This is a genomic window from Rhodococcus sp. 15-2388-1-1a (assembly GCF_002259145.1).
Lineage (GTDB): Bacteria > Actinomycetota > Actinomycetes > Mycobacteriales > Mycobacteriaceae > Rhodococcoides.
On record NZ_NPFP01000008.1, the window covers coordinates 890,665 to 914,473 of the forward strand.

The 23,809-nt window shown below is 63.5% G+C and carries 20 protein-coding genes, 1 tRNA gene and 2 rRNA genes; 2 read left to right on the plus strand and 21 right to left on the minus strand.

The window, feature by feature from the left end; translation table 11 throughout:
• The first annotated feature begins 10 nt into the window (after positions 1-10).
• Both CH302_RS08530 and hydA read left to right on the plus strand, forming a co-directional pair.
• Positions 11-397 (plus strand): allophanate hydrolase-related protein, encoded by a 387-nt coding sequence (locus CH302_RS08530; RefSeq protein ID WP_037189205.1) that lies wholly within the window; start codon positions 11-13, stop codon positions 395-397.
• Complete coding sequence (hydA, locus tag CH302_RS08535) at positions 394-1,782, plus strand: dihydropyrimidinase (protein ID WP_037189948.1); 1,389 nt, start codon at positions 394-396, stop codon at positions 1,780-1,782. The genes CH302_RS08530 and hydA overlap by 4 nt, the downstream gene beginning before the upstream one ends.
• Positions 1,783-1,799: 17 nt before the next feature.
• Here hydA and CH302_RS08540 read toward each other — a convergent pair whose 3' ends face one another.
• The 21 genes from CH302_RS08540 to CH302_RS08640 all read right to left on the minus strand — a co-directional run bounded on the left by CH302_RS08540 (position 1,800) and on the right by CH302_RS08640 (position 23,583).
• A complete protein-coding gene (locus CH302_RS08540) occupies positions 1,800-2,252 on the minus strand; it encodes a hypothetical protein (protein ID WP_052047471.1) in 453 nt (150 codons plus the stop codon).
• Between the two features lie 363 nt (positions 2,253-2,615).
• A tRNA-Pro gene (locus tag CH302_RS08545) sits at positions 2,616-2,689 on the minus strand.
• Positions 2,690-2,774: 85 nt separating this feature from the next.
• A complete protein-coding gene (gene der / locus CH302_RS08550) occupies positions 2,775-4,223 on the minus strand; it encodes a ribosome biogenesis GTPase Der (RefSeq protein ID WP_037189204.1) in 1,449 nt (482 codons plus the stop codon).
• On the minus strand, positions 4,220-4,903 hold the full coding sequence (gene cmk, locus CH302_RS08555) for a (d)CMP kinase (RefSeq protein ID WP_037189203.1): 684 nt from the start codon (positions 4,901-4,903) through the stop codon (positions 4,220-4,222). The genes der and cmk overlap by 4 nt, the downstream gene beginning before the upstream one ends.
• A complete protein-coding gene (locus tag CH302_RS08560) occupies positions 4,903-6,099 on the minus strand; it encodes a pseudouridine synthase (RefSeq protein ID WP_082323570.1) in 1,197 nt (398 codons plus the stop codon). The genes cmk and CH302_RS08560 overlap by 1 nt, the downstream gene beginning before the upstream one ends.
• Positions 6,100-6,111: 12 nt before the next feature.
• Positions 6,112-6,795, minus strand: a complete 684-nt coding sequence (gene scpB / locus CH302_RS08565; protein ID WP_037189202.1) for an SMC-Scp complex subunit ScpB — start codon at positions 6,793-6,795, stop codon at positions 6,112-6,114.
• Positions 6,792-7,628, minus strand: coding sequence for a segregation and condensation protein A (locus CH302_RS08570; RefSeq protein WP_037189201.1), 837 nt, complete (start codon positions 7,626-7,628; stop codon positions 6,792-6,794). Before CH302_RS08570 ends, scpB begins: the two co-directional genes overlap by 4 nt.
• Complete coding sequence (locus tag CH302_RS08575) at positions 7,625-8,587, minus strand: ParA family protein (protein ID WP_037189200.1); 963 nt, start codon at positions 8,585-8,587, stop codon at positions 7,625-7,627. Before CH302_RS08575 ends, CH302_RS08570 begins: the two co-directional genes overlap by 4 nt.
• A 110-nt stretch (positions 8,588-8,697) precedes the next feature.
• Entirely contained in the window at positions 8,698-9,612 is a 915-nt protein-coding gene (gene xerD, locus CH302_RS08580; RefSeq protein WP_037189199.1) for a site-specific tyrosine recombinase XerD, read from the minus strand.
• 5 nt (positions 9,613-9,617) lie between these two features.
• Positions 9,618-10,250 (minus strand): NUDIX domain-containing protein, encoded by a 633-nt coding sequence (locus tag CH302_RS08585; protein WP_037189198.1) that lies wholly within the window; start codon positions 10,248-10,250, stop codon positions 9,618-9,620.
• The gene (locus CH302_RS08590) at positions 10,247-11,977 is read right to left on the minus strand and encodes a CTP synthase (protein WP_037189197.1); all 1,731 of its coding nucleotides are present in this window, start codon (positions 11,975-11,977) and stop codon (positions 10,247-10,249) included. The genes CH302_RS08585 and CH302_RS08590 overlap by 4 nt, the downstream gene beginning before the upstream one ends.
• A gap of 150 nt (positions 11,978-12,127) precedes the next feature.
• On the minus strand, positions 12,128-13,075 hold the full coding sequence (locus tag CH302_RS08595; RefSeq protein WP_037189941.1) for a copper transporter: 948 nt from the start codon (positions 13,073-13,075) through the stop codon (positions 12,128-12,130).
• Positions 13,072-14,256: a putative cytokinetic ring protein SteA gene (gene steA / locus CH302_RS08600; protein ID WP_037189196.1), complete on the minus strand. Its 1,185-nt coding sequence runs from the start codon at positions 14,254-14,256 to the stop codon at positions 13,072-13,074. Before steA ends, CH302_RS08595 begins: the two co-directional genes overlap by 4 nt.
• A gap of 84 nt (positions 14,257-14,340) precedes the next feature.
• Positions 14,341-16,110, minus strand: coding sequence for a DNA repair protein RecN (gene recN, locus CH302_RS08605; RefSeq protein ID WP_037189938.1), 1,770 nt, complete (start codon positions 16,108-16,110; stop codon positions 14,341-14,343).
• A 2-nt stretch (positions 16,111-16,112) separates the two neighbouring features.
• Complete coding sequence (locus CH302_RS08610; RefSeq protein ID WP_037189195.1) at positions 16,113-17,078, minus strand: NAD kinase; 966 nt, start codon at positions 17,076-17,078, stop codon at positions 16,113-16,115.
• Positions 17,075-17,896 (minus strand): TlyA family RNA methyltransferase, encoded by an 822-nt coding sequence (locus CH302_RS08615; protein ID WP_037189194.1) that lies wholly within the window; start codon positions 17,894-17,896, stop codon positions 17,075-17,077. Before CH302_RS08615 ends, CH302_RS08610 begins: the two co-directional genes overlap by 4 nt.
• A gap of 1 nt (position 17,897) precedes the next feature.
• Positions 17,898-18,140, minus strand: a complete 243-nt coding sequence (locus CH302_RS08620) for a hypothetical protein (RefSeq protein WP_037189193.1) — start codon at positions 18,138-18,140, stop codon at positions 17,898-17,900.
• 74 nt (positions 18,141-18,214) lie between these two features.
• Positions 18,215-19,204, minus strand: coding sequence for an HAD-IIA family hydrolase (locus CH302_RS08625; protein WP_037189192.1), 990 nt, complete (start codon positions 19,202-19,204; stop codon positions 18,215-18,217).
• Entirely contained in the window at positions 19,201-20,082 is an 882-nt protein-coding gene (locus CH302_RS30420) for a tetratricopeptide repeat protein (RefSeq protein WP_082323568.1), read from the minus strand. The genes CH302_RS08625 and CH302_RS30420 overlap by 4 nt, the downstream gene beginning before the upstream one ends.
• Before the next feature lie 72 nt (positions 20,083-20,154).
• Positions 20,155-20,271 (minus strand): 5S ribosomal RNA (rrf, locus tag CH302_RS08635).
• 158 nt (positions 20,272-20,429) lie between these two features.
• A 23S ribosomal RNA gene (locus tag CH302_RS08640) occupies positions 20,430-23,583 on the minus strand.
• Positions 23,584-23,809: the final 226 nt, after the last annotated feature.

A 23,809-nucleotide genomic window follows, 5' to 3' on the forward strand; every position in this document is an offset into this window, starting at 1 on the left:
CAGGCTTCGCATGGCACTGGTCACGATGTTCGTCAACGGACAGGCGATGTCCGGCGGCACTCTGAACGACGCGTTGCACAAGGCGCGATTCGTGGGGAAAGTCGATACCGCACCGAAATACCGATTCTTCTCCGTGCGTGACGAATTCCCCGGTTTGCACCCGGTCGCAACCGATGGATTCGTGGTACCGGGCGAGCTGTACGAGGTCGAGTACGACGTATTGCGCGACGAGCTCCTTCCCAGAGAGCCGAGTGAACTCGAACTCGGGGTCATCGAGTTGGCGGATGGCTCGGGCTCCCTGTCGATGCGAATGCGCGAGAGCCACCTGACGGCCGCGGGCGTCACCGACATCAGTGACCGCGGCGGATGGCTGACCTACCTCGCGAGCACACGATGAAGGTCATACGCGGCGGAACGGTCGTCGAATCCCATTGGGCCGCTCCAGCAGACCTGCTCATCGACGACGGCAGAGTCGTCGCGGTGCTCACCCCAGGGAGCGAGGTCGACGCGGCAGCGGAGGTCATCGACGCAACCGGGAAACTGGTCATGCCGGGTGGAGTCGATCCGCACTGCCACGTCGGGTTCACCTCCGGTGAATTCACCTCTCTCGACTCGTACCTCGAGTGCACGACGGCGGCCGTGTTCGGCGGCACCACCACGATCATCGACTTCGCTATCCCACGTCCCGGTCAACAGCCGTTGGACGCCGCCGAGGTGCAACGAGCGAAAGCGTCGAGCGGACTGTGCGATTCGGCTCTGCACGCCTGCGTCGTCGAGTGGACCGCCACCACCGCCGACCAGTTGAAGACTCTGGCGGACGCCGGCATTCGGACGGTCAAGATGTTCACCACCTATGCCGGTGAGACGATGGCGAACGAACACACCATCCTCAACACGATGCAGGCCACTCGCGATCTCGGCGGAATGGTCATCATCCATTGCGAGTCGGACGCGATCGTCACCGATGCGCAGAACCTCGCAGCCGTGTCGGGCGGAGTCGATGCAGCACACATGTCGCAGACGCGGCCGGAGCTCGCCGAGACTGCCTCGGTGGCCGCCATTCTCGCGATCGCTGAATCACAGAATGCGCCGGTCTATTTCGTGCACCAGTCGACTCCGGCTGCAGTCGAATTGGTCGCAGACGCCCGCAAACGAGGGCTCGTCGCCTTCACCGAATCGGTCGCCCACCACCTGATCCTCGACGACTCGGCCTACGCGGGTGAACAACCCGAACGTTTCGTCTGCTGCCCACCGCTGCGCTCGGCCGAGGTGGTCGAGGAACTGGGGCGTCACCTGTTCACCGGGCACATCACCACCATCGGTTCCGACCATTGCTGCTACGACACCGCACAGAAGCAGGTGCACAGCCACGACGTGCGTCACATGCCCAACGGACTCCCCGGAGTCGAGACGCGCCTTCCGGTGATCTACTCGCACTACGTAGACGGATTGGGTCTGACGGCAAGCAGATTCGTGGAGTTGACCTCGGCTAATCCAGCACGCACCAATGGCCTCTATCCACGCAAGGGATCACTGATGCCGGGGTCCGACGCCGACATCGCGATCTGGGATCCCGAACTGGAATGGACGGTGACCACCGAAACGCTGCACATGGCGACCGACTACACCCCCTACGAGGGACACCGACTTCGAGGAAAGCCGGTCACCGTGATCGTAGGCGGCGAGATTGTTGTCCACGACGGCGAACTCGTCGACGCCACTCCCCGCGGACGCCACCTCGAGGCGGCGCCACTCGACTTCAGCGGGGCATTCAGCATGTGAGGCCCGGACTTCTACCGTCAGCTGCCTCGACGTGGTGCTATTTCGGACAAATTGTCGGCGAGAGCTACTGCCGCCGCCAGGTATTCACGTGCGTCTCGAAACGTCTGCGCGACCCCACGTCCCGCGATGGCGTGATATCGACTGATTCGATCGTCATCGAGCGCGTCGAGGACGGTGCTGGAGTCCGCGTGCATCCATCCACCGTCTCGGACCAGTTCGTGGGCACGTTTGCCGTGCAGGGCAGAAATACCCTCGACCCTGATCCCCTTCGGATCGGTCGACGCCGCGAGGTAGTAGGCCTTCTTGCCGGAGTAGCCGGCCTTGACCTTCTCCCGCAACCGGAAGACGGCATCGGCCGCGTCGTCGATAGCCGATGCCTGTTCGTCGGAGCCCGATTCGGCGGCAGAGATTCGCGCGATCTCCGCATCGATCGCAGAAAGCAAAGTGGCGAGGTATTCGGGATCGCTCATAGGCCCATGATGCCCTAGAGCAGTGACCTCTCGAACCAGCACCCGACTGGAGAGTATCGACACCCGTACCGCTCGGGGGTCGACCTGACCGACCGCACGGTCCAAATGCCTGCCGGCGATGTCATGGGCCGCTGACGAGGCGGAGTTCCCCGAACGGTTGCCCGCACCACCTGCAACTTCCACCGATGTAGTCGTGACCGTCTTCACGCTCGCATTCGTCGACTGCGCATCCGCTGCCGCACGAGAGCATCTGGCCACATCGGCACCGCTCACCGTCACAGCCCGGGTGGTGACAGTCACGCGGCATACAGACGAAAAAGACGGCCCCGGATTTCTCCGAAACCGTCTTAGACCTGCAATGTGTCGGGCTGACAGGATTTGAACCTGCGACCACTTGACCCCCAGTCAAGTGCGCTACCAAGCTGCGCCACAGCCCGCCGCGCCTCGAAAGGCGCTTGCTGAGATTACCCCAGCCCTACCCCTGAGAGGAAATCGCCTGCTCAGGGGCGGGGTCGGGCCACATCAGCGGTTGTTGCCCTTGCCCGGCCGTTCCCGCTTCTCGCGGATACGCACCGAGACACGCACGGGGCTGCCGTCGAAGTTGAACTCCTCACGCAGACGCCGCTCGATGAATCGGCGGTAGCCGGCCTCGAGGAAGCCGGTGGTGAACAGCACGAACGTCGGCGGCCGTGTGCTGGCCTGCGTCGCGAACATGATGCGCGGCAGACGTCCACCTCGCATCGGCGGCGGAGTGGCCGCCACGACCTCCTTGAGCCACGTGTTCAACCTGCCGGTGGGTACGCGCTTGTCCCACGACTCCAGAGCCGTCTCCAGAGCGGGCACGAGCTTCTGGACCGCACGGCCCGTCTGAGCCGAGATGTTCACTCGCTGCGCCCACGGCACCCGAGCGAGATCGCGATCGATCTCCTTCTCTAGCTGCTGACGACGATCGTCGTCCACCAGATCCCACTTGTTGAACGCCAGCACCAACGCGCGGCCGGCATCGGCGACCATGCTGAGCACGCGCATGTCCTGCTCCGAGATCACCTCGGAGGCATCGAGAAGCAGAATCGCGACCTCGGCGGCCTCGATCGCGGACTTGGTGCGCAGCGACGCGTAGAACTCGGCACCACTGGCATGACTGACGCGCTTGCGCAGCCCGGCGGTGTCGACGAATCGCCATGTCTTGCCGCCCAATTCGACCAACGAGTCGACGGGATCGACGGTGGTTCCGGCAACATCGTGCACCACCGAGCGCTCGTCACCCGAGAGCTTGTTGATCAGCGAGGACTTGCCCACGTTCGGCTTACCGACCAGAGCGACACGCCTGGGTCCCCCACCGGGGATCCCTTCGCGCGGAGTCTCGGGCAACGCCTCGAGCACACGGTCCAGCAGATCACCCGTTCCGCGGCCGTGAGTGGCCGAGACCGACAGCGGCTCCCCCAGACCCAGCGACCACAGTGCGGCGACCTCGGACTCGGTGCGGCCGTCGTCGACCTTGTTGGCCACCAACAGAACCGGAGTCTTCGACCGACGCAGCACTCGTGCGACAGCCTCGTCCGTCGTCGTCGAGCCGACTCGCGCGTCGACGACCAACAGGATCGCGTCGGCGGTGTGCATGGCCAACTCGGCTTGGCGCGCAACGGATGCCTGCAGACCCTTGGCGTCGGGCTCCCAACCGCCGGTGTCCTGCACCAGGAAGCGCCGACCACTCCAGTTGGCCTCGTACGACACCCGGTCGCGGGTGACGCCGGGGACGTCCTCGACGACGGCTTCGCGTCGTCCGATGATGCGGTTGACGAGCGTCGACTTACCGACGTTCGGACGCCCTACGACGGCGAGAGTCGGTACGGCAACGGCATCTTCGCCGTCTTCGCCCTCGTTGAGGTCGACGTACTCCCACTCGCCCTCGTCACTCCATATTCCGTCGCCCGCGGTTTCCGCTGCGCCGGAGAAGAATTCTTCACTCACTGCACTGCTCCACTTCTGTCGTTCACCACGAGCAGCAAACGCTCGATCACGCCGTCGAGATCCAGCTCGCTGGTATCGACGATCACCGAATCCTCGGCGGGACGAAGCGGTGACACTGCTCTCGTCGAATCTGCATGATCGCGGCGTTGCACGTCCGCGAGCACGGATTCGTAGTCGTCGTCGCGACCCTGTTCGATGTTCTGTTTGTTGCGACGCTCTGCCCGCGCCTCCGGTGAGGCAGTCAGGAACACCTTCACGTCGGCCTCGGGAAGAACGACGGTGCCGATGTCGCGGCCCTCCACCACGATTCGCGTCGACGAGCTCGCGAGATCGCGCTGCATCTGCACCAACAACTCGCGCACCGCAGGCACTGCGGACACGGCCGAGACGGCCTTGGTGACTGCGTCGCCGCGGATTTCGCCGCTGACGTCCTCACCGTCGAGCAACACGGTCTCGGACAGTGGGTCCTTGCCGATCTCGAGGGGAAGCGCAGCAACAGCTTTCGCAACCGCATCCGCATCGGTGGGCTCGACGCCCGAACGGAGAACCCATACCGTCGCGACGCGGTACATCGCGCCGGTGTCGAGGTAGCTCGCTTCCAGTGCCGACGCGAGTCTGCGCGACACCGACGACTTACCGGTGCCCGAAGGACCGTCCATCGCCACGACGAGCGCACTCATCACAGGCCTACGGATTCGTAGAGCTTGCCGATCTCGCCGCGACCGAGAACACGCAGTGTTCCCGGACGCTGATCGCCGAGCACGATGTTGCCGACATCGGTACGCACGAGGCGTCCGACCGGGAATCCGACCTTGTCGAACAACCGACGCACGATGTGCTTGCGGCCCTCGTGCAGGGTCACCTTGACGAGCGACTTGCCGTCCGAGATGTCGAGCAGCTGGAAGCCGTCGACCTTCACCGGTCCGTCGTCGAGAGTGACGCCCTCACGCAGCTGCTTGCCGAGCGTGCGGGGAATGGTGCCCGACAACGTCGCGAGGTAGGTCTTCGAAACCTCGAACGACGGGTGCATCAGGCGGTGAGCAAGATCACCGTCGTTGGTGAAGAGCAACAGCCCTTCGGTATCGGCGTCGAGGCGGCCGACGTGGAACAGTCGCTGCCCCGCCTGGACCCGCTCGGAGACGATGTCACCGACGCACGGGCGTCCCAGATCGTCGGACATGGTGCACTGCCATCCACGCGGCTTGTTCATCGCGAGATGAACCAACTCTTCCTTCACCACCACGCGGGTGCCGTCGACGCGGACCACGGCAATGTTGGGATCGATGCGGATGCCCTGTTCGGTGACGATGCGTCCGTCGACCTCGACGCGGCCGTCGGCGATCAGTTCCTCGGCGGCGCGACGCGATGCGACGCCGGCCTGTGCGAGCACCTTCTGCAACCGAACACCTTCACCGGCGGGCACATGCTTGCGCGGTGAGGAATCGGTGTGCTGATGCTTCGCCGGCTTGGCGTTGCTGATCGTGGTCGACGGAACCTGCTTCTTCTGCGGCTTCGGCGGCTTGGGACGCGACGGCTTCTTGCGCGGAACAGCGTCGTTGCTGCGGTCGTTGACGCCGGTCTCGACAGGCGTGTAATCGGTCGATTCGTCCTGCTCGACGCCACGGCGAGGGGCAGGTCGGGCTCCTGTGCGAGGAGCTCCGGTACGCGGCGCGCCTGCGCGAGGTCCCCCGGTGCGGGGAGCTCCGGTGCGCGGGGCTCCGGTACGGGGAGCGCCGTCGCGGGGCGCTGCGTCGCGGGTGCGATCTCCGCGGCGCGCGTCACGCGGAGTGTCCGACCTACCTGCGGTCGGCTTCCTGCGTGGGTCTTGTCTCTTGTTACGGTCCGGTGTGCCATCACGGCGAGCGGGCTTGTTCACTTGTCTTACCTATCAGTCGTCCGAGTCGAGCTCGGCTGCCGGATCGGGTTTCGATCCGCGGTTCTTGGTGGAGCGGGTCATTCTCGGGTCGGTGTCCATGCTGTCACTGATCTCGTCGATCAGGTCCACACCCGGCAACAGCGGTGCCAGTTCGGGTAGATCACCGAGCGATGCGAGCCCGAGCCGTTCGAGGAACAACTCGGTGGTGCAGTACATCGTGCCGGTCGTCTCCGGGTCGGTTCCTGCTTCGGAGATCAGTCCACGGGCGAGCAACGTACGCATCACTCCATCGACGTTGACTCCTCGCACGGCGCTGACTCGTGCGCGGGTCAACGGTTGACGATATGCGATCACGGCCAGGGTTTCCAATGCCGCGCGTGTGAGCTTGGACCGAGCGCCGTCCAGAAGCAGCCGTTCGACGTACGGCGCATAGGCGGTTCGGGTGTAGAAACGCCATCCGTCACCGGCGTAGCGAAGGTCGATTCCGCTGGTTCGTTCGGTCAGTTCGGCGGCCATCGCCGTCAAGGCCGCGCGCACGCGGGCCACCGAGGCACCCACGGCCGAGGCAAGCTGCTCGTCCGACGCGGGAGTGTCGACGATCAACAACACAGCTTCCAGAGCCGACGCGAGAGTGGTGTCGTCCAGCTCCTCGGAATCCTCGACGTCCTCGAGCTCGAGTTCTGGATCGGCACTCATGCGTAGTCCTCTTCCGTGACCACGATGGGTCCTTCGTCCTTACCGGTCCAACTCACTCGAAGATCGCCGAGCGGCTCGGGCTGCTCGAACGCGATCACCTGTTGCCGGAACAGCTCCAGCAACGCCAGGAATCGAGCGATTATTTCCACCTGCACCTCGCAGTCCTGCACCAACTCCGAGAACGACGCCCACTCGTTCAGGCCTCGCCCCTGCAGATTCTCGAGCAACCATGCCGCCTGCTCGGGAATCGAGACCGCGTGCTGATGGATGTGATCGAGTCCCACCTGGGGAATCGGCTTGGGCCTGAAGGCCGCTGCGGCGATGTCGGCGAACGTGGCCGGGTCGACGCCGAGCAGCACCTCGGGAATCAGATCGGCGTATCTGTCCTCCACCGACACCGACCGCGGATAACGCCGCAGCGCAGCAGCTTCCAGCTCACCGAACAGCAGAGCGACCTGCTTGTAGGCGCGGTACTGCAGCAACCGCGCGAAGAGTAGATCTCGCACTTCGAGCAGCGCCAGATCCTCGGCGTCCTCCACATCACCAGAGGGCAGCAATCGTGCCGCCTTGAGATCGAGCAATGTGGCGGCAACGACGAGGAATTCCGTCGTCTGATCGAGGCCGACATCGGCACCGAGTGATTTGGTGAACGAGATGAAATCGTCGGTGACGGTGTGCAACGCCACTTCGGTGACGTCCATACGGTGCTGACTGATCAAGGACAGCAGCAGATCGAACGGACCCTCGAAGTTGAGCAACCGCACCCGAAATTTCGACGGATCCGCGTCGGCGGGAACCTCGATCGGGGCCTCGTCGGCAGCGTCGACGGTCACGGACCCGACCGGTAGATCACCTCGCGCGCAAGGGCGCGGTACGCCTGCGCGCCGCCGGATTTCGGAGCCCAGGTAGTGATCGGCTCGCCGGCGACACTGGTCTCGGGGAAGCGGACCGTTCTGGTGATCACCGTGTCGTAGACGACGTCGCCGAACACCTCGACCACTCGCGTCATCACCTCACGCGAGTGCAGAGTGCGGGCGTCGAACATCGTCACCACGATGCCGGCCAACTTCAGCCGTGGGTTGAGACGATCGCGCACCTTCTCGACGGTGTCGTTGAGCAATGCCAGCCCGCGAAGGCTGAAGTACTCGCACTCCATCGGGATCAACACTTCGTCGGCACACGTGAGCGCATTGACCGTCAACAGACCGAGGGACGGCTGGCAATCGATGAGGACGTAATCGTAACGATCGAGAATCGGATGCAGCACCCGCCCGAGTGTCTGCTCCCGGCCGACCTCGGTGACCAACTGAATTTCGGCGGCCGAGAGGTCGATGTTGCTGGGCATCAGATCGAGGTTCTCGACGCGAGTCCGCATGATGATGTCGTCGGCAGAGACCTTAGCTTCGACGAGGAGGTTGTAGACCGTCAGATCGAGCTCGTGATGTGCGACACCCAATCCCGCGGACAGTGCGCCCTGCGGGTCGAGGTCCACGAGGAGCACGCGACGGCCGTAGCCGGCCAACGAGGCACCGAGATTGATGGTCGACGTCGTCTTACCGACGCCACCCTTCTGGTTGCACATCGCAATGATCTTGGCCGGGCCGTGGCTGGACAACGGCTGCGGATCCGGGACCGGCCGAGTCATACGACCCGTGGGCCCGAGCTCGTTCGGAGCAGGAGTGATGTCGCGTGTCTCCCGACTGGATTCCGGTTGACGCGTCTGGAACAGGGCACCGTCGAGATGTGGATGTTCCAAAGCTGACTCCGCCGCTGGCGGCTGCGGTGTCGACACGTTCCAGCGCTCCCCTGTCCCGTTCGTCTTCGAGTAGATCTGGCAAACGCTACCGCTTGGTGCGCCGGCAACGTCATCGGACACGCTGACACACGGCCGCCGGGCTCGTGCTATCTCGCCCGCGGATGCGCGCCGGCCCACACTTCGCGCAGCGTGTTGACGGTGACGAGGGTGTAGATCTGCGTCGTCGTCACCGAAGCGTGCCCCAACAGCTCCTGCACGACGCGGACATCGGCACCGCCGTCGAGCAGATGAGTAGCGAACGAATGCCGCAGGACGTGCGGTGAGACCCCCGCGGTGATCCCGGCCCGCACGGCCGAATCCTGCAACACCTGCCACGCACTCTGCCGAGACAACCTGCCGCCCCGGACGTTGAGGAACAGCGCAGGATCGGAGCGCGAGACCAGCCCCGGCCGGCCGCGCACCAGGTAGGCGTCGACGGCCTCGATCGCGGGCCGCCCGACCGGGACGATGCGATGCTTGCCACCTTTGCCGCGTAGCAGCACCGAGCGGGCCTCGGTGTCGATGTCGTCGACGTCGAGCCCCACTGCCTCGGAAATACGAGCCCCGGTCGAATACAGCAGTTCCAACAGGGCCCGATCCCGCAGACCGCGCGGGGCATCGGGACCGGCAACCGACGCCGATTCGAGCAACGCCACCACCTGGTCGACGGGGAGCGACTTCGGTAGTCGCTTCGCCGGTTGGGGCGGCTTGACCTCGCTCGCGACGTTGCGCTCGACCATGCCCTCCGCGAGCGCGAATCGGTGCAGACCCCGCACCGCGATCAACGTCCGGGCAGCCGAACTCGCTGCGAGAGCCGGGAAATCGTCGTCACCGCGCCGCAGATAGAGCACGAACTCGGTGATGTCGTTCTCGGCGACCTTCGCCAGATCGGTGATGCCGTAGCCGCTGAGGAACCGCTCGTAGCGCACCAGATCGCGACGGTAGGACGACACCGTGTTCGGTGCCGACCCGCGCTCGACCACCAGATGGTCGAGGTACGTCTGAATCTGCTGGCCGATCACGGTGGCTACTTTCGTGAACTCTTCCGCTTCTCGAAAGCTGTCGGCAGATCGGGCCACGGGGCGTCGGCGTCGCGTAGTTCGGTACCGGCAGCGCGCGCCGCGGCGAACGCGAGAACGCCCGCCACCGCGGATGCGTTGACAATCTCGCCCGACAGCGCCCGACGGACGGCCTCGTCCATCGGCACGTAGGAAAGCTCGATGTCGGCTTCCTCGTCGTGAGCCTCGGGCCGATCGACCTCTGTCAGGCCCTGAGCCAGGAAGATCCGCACGGCCTCGTCGGTGAACCCGGGCGAGGCCAGCACATCGACCAGAACCGACCACGTCCGAGCAGCGAGCCCGGTTTCCTCGGCGAGCTCACGCTGAGCCGCCAGCACTGGCCGCTCCCCCGGCTCGTCCAGCAGACCGGCAGGCAACTCCCACAGTCGACGACCGACGGGATGACGGTACTGCTCGATCATCACCACACGATCCTGATCGTCGACGGCCAGAATTCCGACCGCGCCGTGATGCTCGATCACCTCACGCTCGGCCTGACGACCGTTCGGCATCGCGACCTGATCGAGCCGAAGCGCAAGGATCGCGCCGGAATACGGCACCGACGAGTCGAGGGTGGTGAACTCGTGCCGGGGCTCGCTCATCCGACGGTCTCGGCCGCGTCCGATTCCTCTGCCGCCACGGTGTCACCGTGAATGTCGACCGGCAGACGCTCGGCAGCCTTGTACTTGAGCGCGGCGTTGATCAACGACGCGAACAGCGGATGCGGACGAGTCGGCCGGCTCTTGAGTTCCGGATGCGCCTGCGTGGCGACGAAGAACGGGTGAACCGACGCGGGCAGTTCGACGAACTCCACCAGGTGACCGTCCGGTGAAGTACCGCTGAACACCAAGCCGCTCTTGGCAATTCGGTCCCGGTAGTCGTTGTTGACCTCGTAGCGGTGACGGTGACGCTCCGAGACGTTCTCGGTGCCGTACGACGCCGCGACAACCGAGCCCTTCTGCAGAGTGGCCGGGTAGGCACCGAGGCGCATCGTGCCGCCGAGATCGGCGTCACCGGCGACGGCGTCTTCCTGATCGGCCATCGTGGAGATCACCGGATCCTTGGTGTCCGGATCGAACTCGGCGGAATTGGCATCGGTCAGACCGACCGAACGAGCCGCCTCGATGACCACACACTGCAATCCGAGGCACAACCCCAGCAACGGAATCTTGCGGGTACGTGCGAACTCGATGGCCCCGAGCTTGCCCTCGATGCCGCGGATACCGAAACCACCGGGAATGAGCACGGCTTCGACATCGCCCAACGCGGCCTGCGCCCCCGCAGGCGTCGAGCACTCGTCGGATGGAACCCACTTGATCTCGACCTTCGCGCGATGGGCGAATCCACCGGCACGCAGCGCCTCGGTGACCGAGAGGTACGCGTCGGGCAGGTCCACGTACTTGCCGACCAAGCCGACGCGCACGGTTTCGCGCGGCTGGTGGACGCGCTCGAGCAGTCCACCCCAGATGGTCCAGTCCACATCGCGGAACGGGAGACCGAGCTGACGGACGACGTACGCGTCCAGGCCTTCCTTGTGCAGCACCTTGGGAATGTCGTAGATCGACGGCGCGTCGGGCGTGGAGATGCAGCCGTCGACGTCGACGTCGCACATGAGCGCGATCTTGTTCTTGAGCCCCGGCGGCACGTCGCGATCGCAACGCAGGATCAACGCGTCGGGCTGGATACCGATGCTGCGCAGTGCTGCGACGGAGTGCTGAGTGGGCTTGGTCTTGAGTTCACCGGACGGAGCCAGGAACGGAACCAACGACACGTGCAGAAAGAACACGTTGTTACGGCCGACGTCGTGGCGCACCTGACGCGCTGCTTCGAGGAACGGCTGCGACTCGATATCGCCGACGGTGCCGCCGATTTCGGTGATCACGACGTCCGGCTGGTGACCCTGCAGGTCCGGGCCGTTCATGGCGAGAATGCGACGCTTGATCTCGTCGGTGATGTGCGGGATGACCTGAACGGTGTCGCCCAGGTATTCACCGCGGCGTTCCTTGGCGATGACCGTCGAGTACACCTGGCCGGTGGTGACATTGGCGAAACCGGACAGATCACGGTCGAGGAATCGTTCGTAATGTCCGACGTCGAGGTCGGTCTCGGAGCCGTCCTCGGTGACGAAGACCTCACCGTGCTGGAACGGATTCATCGTGCCGGGATCGACATTGAGGTAAGGATCGAGCTTCTGCATGGTCACGCGCAGTCCGCGTGCGGTCAGTAGCTGGCCGAGGCTGGATGCCGTCAGGCCTTTTCCGAGTGAGGACGCGACGCCCCCACTGACGAAAATGTGCTTGGTGTCGGAACGCGACTGAAGGCGTGACAATGAGGCTCCCGTGACGAGTCTGCAGGGCTTGCTCCTATCAGGGGGCTGATAAGAGAGGTGAAGCGTGGAAATTGGGCCTGCTACCCACGGGACTTCACGGTAACACCAGTACCTACCTCACCGCCAACGACACGCGCGTTCCGACGACGATCAGCTCGCCGGCGCTCCGACGGTCACGGCGTTCGCGTTGGCTCCGGTGCCGTAGCGGCCCGACGCCCCGTCCAGCTGCTCCGCCAAGGCGAGAACAGTGGTGATCCGTCCTGCTTCACGGTCGACGTTGTCGACCGTGCTGAGAGCGGACGACAGCGCCGAATCGGCGCGCACCACAGCGATGGCACCGTTGCCCTCTGCAGCGCCGGAGCGGCCGGCCAGTACCGCGCCAGCACCACGCGAGTCGAGAGCGCCCGCGAACCGCGCGACGATGGCACCGCGATTGCCGTCCTCCACGTCCGAGGTACCGGAACCGGTGACGACCACAGCCAATTGAGCGGGCGCGACGGCACCGTTGTCGTAGGCGATGAACCCGCCGCTACGCAGCGTCTCCAGCGCCAGTGAGAGCTCCTCGGGAGTCGACTGCGGCTGAGCGGTCTCGGCGTTGAGCAGCAGCACCGAACCGAGCAGGTCTCCGGCGAGGCTGCCCTGGTCCACGGCGCCGGTGCGCAACTGCACGCCGGCCGGAATGACGTTGGTCAGGCGCGTCCGGAGATCGTCCCCGTTCGCAGCGGAGACGAACGAATCGGTCAGCGACACCCGGCCGGTGACGGTGGCACCCGACGCTCCGATCGACCGCGTGACTCCGTCCACGTCGCCGGGGTCGGCATCCGGGGTGGTGATGACCACGACGCTGCGATCGACCAACGTGTCCCGTAGAACCCGGCCCGATACCGCAGCGTCGAAGCCGTCGGCCGAGTTGAGCTGCTCACCGAGCTGATTGTTGGTCGCCTGCAGATCGTCCACCTGAGTTTCGAGACCGGTCTTGTCGTCTCGAAGGCCCGATACCAGTCCGCTCGAGAGCAGACCCGAACCGAGCACGATGCCGATGGCCAGTGCCACGAAAACCGCCGCCAGCGAAATGGCATGTTGGCGAAGCGAAATCACGAAAGCAACCCCTGGAACCACAGGGCGAACCGGTTCCACAGATCGATTGCCCAATCCAACGATTCACCGCCGATGTTGGACACGGCCAACGCCACGATGACGGCGACGAGCGCCGCCAGAATCAACAGAGCGATCGCACCGCCGGACACACGGCTGCGATACAGCGTCGCCACAGCTTTTGCGTCGACCAGCTTGGCCCCGACCTTCAGACGTGTCATGAATGCGGCCGGGTTCGTGTTGCGTCGACCGCGATCGAAGAACTCGTCCAGGCTGGCCGGGCTACCGACCGACACGATGAGTGAGGCCCCGTGATGATCGGCCAACAGCAGCGCGAGATCGGCAGCAGCACCGGTGGCCGGGAACGTCATGGCACCGATACCGAGATCCTGAATGCGTTCGAGGCCCTGCGCGTGTCCGTCGGAATCTGCCGGAAGCACCACCTCGGCACCGCATTTGAGCGTCTGCGCAGTGACGTCCTCGGGATCACCGACGATGAGATCAGGGCGATGCCCCGCCTTCATCGCGGTGTCGGCACCCGCGCCGACGCCGATGATGACGGGCGAGTACTCCTTGATGAACGGCTTGAGGTTCTTCAGATCCTCGGCGTGCCCGGGACCGTCGGCCACGATCACCACATGACGACCCTTGAGGTCGATGTCGATGTCCGGCACTCCGACGCCGTCGATGAGCAACGGGCTCTCGGTTCGGATGAACTCGATCGTGTTGCCCGAGAACGCTTCCAGATGGTCGACCAGACCCGTCTTGGCCTCGATCATCTTGTCCGAGATCTCGGCTTCGCTCTGCTCGTCGCCCTTCGCGAGGCGCCGATCGCCGGTGTAGACGCCACCGTCGTTGAGGCGAATCTTGGTGCCGTCCTTGATCTTCTTGAAGATCTCGGTGCCGGCCGAGTCGATCAAGGTGATCCCGTTGGCCACGATGGCCTCGGGGCCCAGGTTCGGGTAGCGCCCGGAGATCGAGGGGGACGCGTTGACGACCGCGAGCACCCCTGCCTCGACGAGCGCATCGGCGGTCAGGCGGTCCAGGTCGAGCTCGTCGAGCACGACGATGTCACCGGGGCCGACCCGTTTGAGGAGCTTGGCCGTGTTGCGATCGACTCGCGCGATACCGGTGATTCCGGGCAGCGAATCCTGACTACGTGACAGCAGAGCCGGCATCTTCATGGGAACCATGATGACCCGATCGACACGCCCGACGACGGAGGCGCGCCGAAACAACTACCACACTGATCACATCAGCACCAAAAGTTACAACGCGGCTCGATCCGCATTTGCGGTGGCCAGCAGCTCCTCGGCATGCGCGCGACCGGTCTCCGTGTCGTCCAGACCCGCGAGCATTCTCGCGAGCTCGACGACGCGTTCCGACGAAGACAACGTCCGAACCCCACTGTTCGCCGCGCCCTTCTTCGCATCGGTCTTGTCGACCACCAGGTGTGTATCGGCGAATGCTGCAACCTGCGGCAAGTGGGTGACCACGATGACCTGGTGCGTGCGTGCCAACCGGCCGAGTCGACGCCCGACCTCGACGGCCGCGCGACCACCCACTCCGGCGTCGACCTCGTCGAAGACCATCGTCGCGCCCTTGTCCGAGCCCGCCAGCACCACTTCGAGCGCCAACATCACCCGCGACAGCTCACCGCCCGACGCACTCTTGCTGATCGGAAGAGCCTGGGCACCGTCGTGCGCGGACAGACGAAACTCGACCTCGTCGACGCCGCTGCTGCCCGCATGCAGTTCGGTGCCGTCGACGACGATCGGGGCAGTGTCGGACGGTCCGGCGGGAAGTGCGCGAACATCGATCTGCAGCTTGGCTTTTCCCATCGCCAAGCCCGCCAGCTCGACGCTGACCGCTTTCGAGAGCTTCACGGCTGCCTTCGCTCGAGCCGCACTGAGCTTCGACGCAGCCGCCGCGACGTCGATCGCAGCCGCGTCGACCTTGGCGCTCAACTCGGCGAGCGCATCGGCCGAGGTGTCGATGTGCGAGAGTCGCTCGCGGGCGTCTTCCGCCCAGGCGATGACGCCGTCGACATCGGCGGCGTACTTGCGCGTCAACGACTTCAACTCGGCCTGCCGGTTCAGGATCGTGTCGAGGGCACCCGGATCGGACGGCAGATCCGTCAAGTACGAGGTGAGGTCTGCCCCGATGTCGCCCACGATCGCCATCGCGTCGTTCAGTCGCGGCAACAGCTCGGTCAGTGCTGCGTCCTCGGCATGTTCGAGGCGAGAGCGAGCCTCGCCCAGCAGATACAGCGCGGACGCCGTGTCCGACGCCTCCTCGGTACTCCCGACGAGTGCTGCCGAAGCACCTTCCGCGGTCTCACGCAGCGAATCGAGATCGCCCAGCCGACGCACATCCTCGGCCACGGAGCGATCCTCACCCGGCTCCGGTGCCAGAGAGTCGATCTCCTGCAGGCCGAACTGCAGCCGATCGGCTTCCTGCGCCAACTCGCGGCTGCGTTCGGTGCGGTCGATCAGCTCGTTGCGCGCGTCGAGCCACGTCTTGCGCGCGGTGCGGTACTTCGAAACCAGGGACGCCACCGCATCCCCCGCGAATCTGTCCAGCGCGCCGAGTTGCTGATCGGGACGCAGCAGACGCAGCTGATCGTTCTGACCGTGGACCGTCAGCAACGAGTCGGTGAAGTTCGACAGCACCGATGCGGGGACACTGCGCCCACCGAGGTGCGCACGAGAACGACCGTCCGAGTTGACGGTTCGCACGGCGATGATCGAATTGTCCTCGTCCCGTTGACCTCCCGAGGACTCGAGCACCTTGTCGACGTCGTCGATCACCTGCTCCGACGCGGTGTCGGTGCTGAATCGCCCCTCGACCACGGCACGCTGCGCGCCGAGCCGAACCCGGCCTGCGTCGGCGCGGGCACCCGACAACAGGTGCAGACTGGTGACCACCATGGTCTTACCGGCACCCGTTTCGCCGGTGAGTACGGTCAGCCCCTCGTGAAATTGTGCGCTGGCACCGGAAATGACTCCGAGGCTGTCGATCCGAATCTCTTCGAGCATCCCTACCTCGCTCTCCCCCGCCACCCGGTCACGGGCAGTTCGAATTTCTTGACCATGCGATCGGCGAACGGTGCCGAATCGAGTCGAACCCACTTGATCGGTGACGCTCCCCGCACCACCTCGACGCGAGCACCTGCCGGCAGGCTCAATGTGCGCCTGCCGTCGCAGAATACGAATCCTGCGTGTCCGCCGGCATCGATTTCGACCGCGATGATCGACTCGGGGCTGGTGACGAGCGGCCGCGCGAACAACGCGTGTGCGTTGCTCGGAATGACCAATATCGCTTCGAGTTCCGGCCAGACCACAGGCCCACCGGCCGAGAACGCGTAGGCCGTCGAGCCCGTCGGTGTGGAGATGAGGACGCCGTCGCACCCGAATGCGGACACCGGTCGTCCGTCGACTTCGAGTACGACCTCGAGCACTCCCAGCCTCGACCCGTTCTCGATGCTGGCTTCGTTCAATGCCCAGCCACGATCGACCACCTGGTCGCCGACGCGAATCGCAATGTCCAACGTCATGCGTTGCTCGATGCGGTAGTCCCCGGCGATGACGCGGGCCAGGGCACCTTCGAGATGGTCGGCTTCGGCCTCGGCCAGGAATCCGACGTGCCCGAGGTTGATGCCGAGCACCGGAATCGAGGCCGCTTGCGCGAGTTCGGCTGCGCGCAGAAAGGTCCCGTCACCGCCGAGCACGAGGACCATCTCGCAGCCGGCGGCTGCGTCCGGTCCGAACTCGACGACGTTGAGCTTCATGTCCGCGACGAACACATGGTCGTGTTCCTCCGTATCGGAGGCTTCGATCTTCGACGGCTCGACCTCGTCCACGAGCACGCGAAGGCAGATGCCCGCTTCGTCGAACACCTTGCCCACGCGACGCGCGGTTTCGGCGATGTCCGGTCGACCAGGATGGGCGACGAGAAGAATTTCTCGAGTCGACTCCCGTTCCGGTGCTGCGTGGGACGGAGTCACTGTGGTCCTTCCTCGATCGCGAGCCGGACGAGTTCCGTGATGTCGGCGCGTGGCGAATCCTCGCCTGCACCTGCCCTCAGCCACAAAAAGTACTCGACATTGCCCGACGGCCCCGGCAGTGGGCTTGCCGCTACCGCCTGCACCGTGAGATTCGACGCGACGGCCGCATTGGCCACATCCTCGACGGCCTCGGCTCTCAGCGCGGGATCTCGCACCACACCACCGGAACCCACGCGATCCTTGCCGACCTCGAACTGCGGCTTGACCATCAACACCATGTCGGTACCCGGCTTCGCGCATGCAACGAAAGCGGGAAGAACGAGCTTCAACGAGATGAACGACAGATCTGCGACGATCACGTCCACCGGTCCGCCGATCGTCTCGGCGTCGATCGACCGAACGTTGGTGCGATCGATGACATGAACGCGGTCGTCGGATTGCAGGCGCCACACCAGCTGCCCGTAACCCACGTCGACGGCAACCACTTCACGCACGCCTCGACTGAGTAGAACGTCGGTGAACCCTCCGGTGGATGCACCGGCGTCCAGACAACGAGCCTGCTCGACGGTCAGACCCAGCGGCTCGAATGCGTCGAGGGCACCGAGCAACTTGTGGGCACCGCGGGAGGCCCACGAGACCTCGTTGTCCTCTTCGGCCACCAGCAACGGTGTGCCCGGCTCCACCGCGGTCGCGGGCTTCGAGGCCACGGTCCCTGCGATCTTCACCCGACCTGCTTCGATCAACTCGGAAGCGTGCTCGCGAGATCGGGCGAGTCCACGACGAACCAGCTCGGCGTCGACACGTGCGCGACGAGCCACGTCAGGTCTTGTCGACGGTGGTCAGGGCGCGCACGAGTACCTCGTGCGCCCGATCGAGCAGACTCGCGTCGCGCGCAAGGGCGTCGGAGTCGACCGCCTCGGGTTCCTCGTCGTCCGTCGGCTCGATGGTGAGCTGATTCAGCAGCGAGGACACTTCGGTGCGAACAGTGTCCGGATCAGCCGACGACTCATCGCCGGCACCGCTCGGCCGGTGCTGTCCTGGTAGTGGAATAGACGCGCTCATCGCCTCTCACGCTATCGGATGGGTCCGACGAACGCCCGATCGCCGCTCTCCGAACGGTGCTGTCGAATGCTGTGTCAGCACCCGAGCAGCGAACGGAGATCGCCGAGCCGATCACCCTCGAAGCGAACGTCCGAGAAGGCCGAGCCGGACCAGGCGACGTGCAGTGTGGCGAGCGCACCTTCGAACGCATCCGGCGCACCGTCTCCGCTGTACCGGACCGAAAGCACCTCGTTCTCGATGCCGACCGTCCAACCGGTCTTGCTGCCGACGCTCGACACCGTCTCGTCCTCGTTCAGAACTCCGAGATCGGTCCCGATGTGGGTGGGCCGAAGTTGCCGAGGAGCTCGCAACAACTCGGCAGCGGTACTGACGCCGGTCAGAACCAGCAGCGACGGGAGGTCGATTTCGTTCGCTCCAGCGATGTCGGTGTCGAGTCTGTCTCCGACGACCAGCGCCGAACGTGCTCCGCTGCGTTCGATGGCGTCGTGCATGATCGGGGCAGCGGGCTTGCCTGCCACGATCGGCTCGATCTCGGTGGCGTTGCGAACCGCTGCGACCATCGAGCCGTTGCCCAGAACGAGTCCTCGCTCGGTCGGCAGGGTGGCATCGGTGTTCGTGGCCACCCACAGCGCACCCGCACGGATGGCGAGGACGGCCTCGGCCAGAATCTTCCAGCCTGTATCGACCGAGTGACCCTGCACCACTGCCACCGGGTCGTCGTCGGCAGAGCGGACCGGCACGAGTCCTACCTTGGTGATCTCGTTCGCCAATGCGTCGGTGCCGACGACGAGCACGCGGGAACCTGGGTCCAACTTGCCCGCCAACACGCGGGCACCGGCCTCGGAACTGGTGACGACGAACTCTGCCGTGGTGTCGAAGCCGAGACCACGCAGATGTTCGGCCACGTCCTCGGGGGCTCGGCTGGCGTTGTTGGTGACGAAGTACTGCTTCTCCGAACCACCCGACAGTGCTTCCACTGCACCGGGGATGGGATCCTTGCCGGCATAGACGGTGCCGTCGAGATCGAGCAGCAGCACATCGTGGAGATCACGCAGCACTGTCACTGACCGCCTCCGGACAGCTCCTCGACCCGCTCTTCTGCGTCGGTCTCACCATCGACGTCGGCTGCAGCGGCATTGAGGAACCACTTCACACCTTCGTCGACGCGACCCGCCGCAACCAGCGCATCTGCGTAGACGTAGAAGAGCCGAGCAGCAGCGGTGCCGGAGCGCGACGCGTCGAGATCAGGGGTCTGCAGCGTGACCACGGCTTGGTCGTACTGGTTCAGATCCATTCGGGCACCTGCCACGACGATCCGTAGCTCAGACGCTTCCTCGCCGGTCAACTCGCGAGCCTCGTCGCTGCGACCGAGTTCGATAGCGCGCTCTGGACGTCCGAGTCCGCGCTCGCAGTCGGCCATCACAGCGATGAGGCCCGGTCCGCCTGCCATCCGTCGGGCGGCGCGAAGCTCGGACAGTGCTTCGGCCCACTCACCGGCGTGGTAAGCCGCGATACCTGCGGTCTCACGGACCACGGCGATGCGGCCGGCGCGCTGACGAGCCGCGCGCGCGTGCAGCAGCGCCAACTGCGGATCGTCGTCGAGCAGCCTGCTGGTCATCACGAGGTGGCGTGCGACGGCAGTTGCGTTGTTCTTGTCCAAGCTCAACAGATCTCGACGCACTGCTGGTTCGAGCTGTCCTGCTTCGACCTCGTCGGGTAGATCCGGCTCATCGGGACGCGGCGGTCGACGGTCGGACGGTGCGCTGTTTCCGCGGCGATCGCCGGAGAACCCACCCTCACCGCCACGCCTGCGGGGCGGACCGTCCGAACGACGCGGGTCTCCGCGGCGGTCCTGAGCACGGGGGTTGCGGTCTCGGGACTCGCTCGGGCGGTTGCCGCCGTCCCCTCGGGAGGGGCGACGATCGTTGTTGTCTTCCGACACGGGCGTCCTTTCGGATTTCGGTACAAACGCAAAAAGGGGACCCACCAAGTGGGTCCCCTTCTTACAACGGGTGTTCGGCGGTGTCCTACTCTCCCACACCCTGTCGAGTGCAGTACCATCGGCGCTGGAGGGCTTAGCTTCCGGGTTCGGAATGGGACCGGGCGTTTCCCCTCCGCTATGGCCGCCGTAACTCTGCGAAACAGATATCACGAGCGGTCTCAGTCGGAGAACACATTCCCCACATACTGTCGGGGGTGGTGTTTCGTTCTTGGACCTGTATTCGATTGTGCTTGCTGAATCAACTCGTGTGTTGTTTCAGATATTGCACAGTGGACGCGTAGCTTCTTTGTGGTAAGTCCTCGGCCTATTAGTACCAGTCACCTGCATCGGTTACCCGACTTCCAGTTCTGGCCTATCAACCCGGTGGTCTGCCGGGGGCCTTACCCCCTCGAGGGGGTGAGAAACCTCATCTTGGAACAGGCTTCCCGCTTAGATGCTTTCAGCGGTTATCCCTTCCGAACGTAGCCAACCAGCGGTGCTCCTGGTGGAACAACTGGCACACCAGAGGTTCGTCCGTCCCGGTCCTCTCGTACTAGGGACAGCCTTCCTCAAGTTTCTTACGCGCGCGGCGGATAGAGACCGAACTGTCTCACGACGTTCTAAACCCAGCTCGCGTGCCGCTTTAATGGGCGAACAGCCCAACCCTTGGGACCTACTCCAGCCCCAGGATGCGACGAGCCGACATCGAGGTGCCAAACCATCCCGTCGATATGGACTCTTGGGGAAGATCAGCCTGTTATCCCCGGGGTACCTTTTATCCGTTGAGCGACACCGCTTCCACTTGCCGGTGCCGGATCACTAGTCCCGACTTTCGTCCCTGCTCGACTTGTCAGTCTCACAGTCAAGCTCCCTTGTGCACTTGCACTCGACACCTGATTGCCAACCAGGCTGAGGGAACCTTTGGGCGCCTCCGTTACATTTTAGGAGGCAACCGCCCCAGTTAAACTACCCACCAGGCACTGTCCCTGAACCAGATCATGGTCCGAGGTTGAGGTATCCAATACGATCAGAGTGGTATTTCAACAACGACTCCACAGTAACTGGCGTCACCGCTTCACAGTCTCCCACCTATCCTACACAAACCGAACCGAACACCAATACCAAGCTGTAGTGAAGGTCCCGGGGTCTTTTCGTCCTGCCGCGCGTAACGAGCATCTTTACTCGTAATGCAATTTCGCCGAGTCTATGGTTGAGACAGCTGAGAAGTCGTTACGCCATTCGTGCAGGTCGGAACTTACCCGACAAGGAATTTCGCTACCTTAGGATGGTTATAGTTACCACCGCCGTTTACTGGGGCTTAAATTCTCAGCTTCGCCATTACTGGCTAACCGGTCCTCTTAACCTTCCAGCACCGGGCAGGCGTCAGTCCGTATACATCGTCTTACGACTTCGCACGGACCTGTGTTTTTAGTAAACAGTCGCTTCTCACTGGTCTCTGCGGCCCCACCCAGCTCAGGAAGTAAATTCCGTCACCGGACAGGGCCCCCCTTCTCCCGAAGTTACGGGGGCATTTTGCCGAGTTCCTTAACCATAGTTATCTCGATCGCCTTAGTATTCTCTACCTGACCACCTGTGTCGGTTTGGGGTACGGGCCGTGTAACAACTCACTAGAGGCTTTTCTCGGCAGCATAGGATCACTGAATTCGCCTCAATCGGCTACGCATCACCTCTCAGGCTTGATGAACGGCGGATTTGCCTACCGTTCGCCCTACAGGCTTACACCAGTACAACCACTGACTGGCCCAGCTACCTTCCTGCGTCACCCCATCGCTTGGCTACTACCAGATCAGGTCCCACGCATCCACCACACGCCTCACTCTCGAAAGAGATCGGTCATCTGGATTCAGGGTGGTTAGTGTCACTGATTCACCATGGGCGCGGTTACACGGGTACGGGAATATCAACCCGTTGTCCATCGGCTACGCCTGTCGGCCTCGTCTTAGGTCCCGACTCACCCTGGGCGGATTAACCTGGCCCAGGAACCCTTGGTCATTCGGCGGACGAGTTTCTCACTCGTCTTTCGCTACTCATGCCTGCATTCTCACTCGCGCAGCCTCCACACCTGGATCACTCCGATGCTTCCATGGCTGCACGACGCTCCCCTACCCACCCACACACCTGGCTGAACCCTCGCAAGAGAACAGCGGGCTATTGTGTGAGTGCCGCAGCTTCGGTGGTGTACTTGAGCCCCGCTACATTGTCGGCGCAGGATCACTTGACCAGTGAGCTATTACGCACTCTTTCAAGGGTGGCTGCTTCTAAGCCAACCTCCTGGTTGTCTTCGCGACCCCACATCCTTTTCCACTTAGTACACGCTTAGGGACCTTAGCTGGCGATCTGGGCTGTTTCCCTCTCGACTACGAACCTTATCGCCCGCAGTCTCACTGCCACGCTCTCACTCACCGGCATTCGGAGTTTGGCTGATTTCGGTAAGCTTGTAGGCCCCCTAGACCATCCAGTAGCTCTACCTCCGGTGAGAAACACGTGACGCTGCACCTAAATGCATTTCGGGGAGAACCAGCTATCACGGAGTTTGATTGGCCTTTCACCCCTACCCACAACTCATCCCCTCAGTTTTCAACCTAAGTGGGTTCGGTCCTCCACGACGTCTTACCGTCGCTTCAACCTGGCCATGGGTAGATCACTCCGCTTCGGGTCTAGAACACGCCACTACACCACAAACGTGGATACGCCCTATTCGGACTCGCTTTCGCTACGGCTACCCCACACGGGTTAACCTCGCGACATGCCACTAACTCGCAGGCTCATTCTTCAAAAGGCACGCCATCACCAGCAACAGTAAACTGTTCACCAGCTTTGACGGATTGTAAGCGCACGGTTTCAGGTACTATTTCACTCCCCTCCCGGGGTACTTTTCACCTTTCCCTCACGGTACTAGTCCGCTATCGGTCACCAGGGAGTATTCAGGCTTATCGGGTGGTCCCGACAGATTCACAGCAGATTTCACGGGCCCGCTGCTACTTGGGTATCCACAACGACAGTTGCAATGTTTTCGTCTACGGGACTCTCACCCTCTACGACAGGCCGTTCCAGACCACTTCGACTAACACCACAATTTCTCACTGTCGGCCGATCCGGCAGAATCGACAATGCAAACCCCACAACCCTCCATACGCAACCCCTGCCGGGTATCACACGCACAAAGTTTGGCCTCATCCGCTTTCGCTCGCCACTACTCACGGAATCACTATTGTTTTCTCTTCCTGTGGGTACTGAGATGTTTCACTTCCCCACGTTCCCTCCACACACCCTATATATTCAGGTGCAGGTAACACGACATCACTCGTGCTGGGTTTCCCCATTCGGACACCCTCGGATCACAGCTCGGTTGACAGCTCCCCGAGGCTTATCGCAGCCTCCTACGTCCTTCATCGGCTCCTGGTGCCAAGGCATCCACCGTACGCTCTTCATTACTTACAACAAAGATGCTCGCGTCCACTGTGCAATTCTCAAACAACACACACACCACCATGTTCACGCCACCCTCAGACACCGAGAAACTTTCATCCCTCAGCCGATAGAACCAGCCATGACAGCCTGTATATGTCTTGCCTAGAAAGAAACATGCTTTCGCGTGTTCTCTCAGGACCCAACAGTGCATCGATATAGTCCCTGCCGGCGAAACATGGTTTCGCGTTCTACAGGA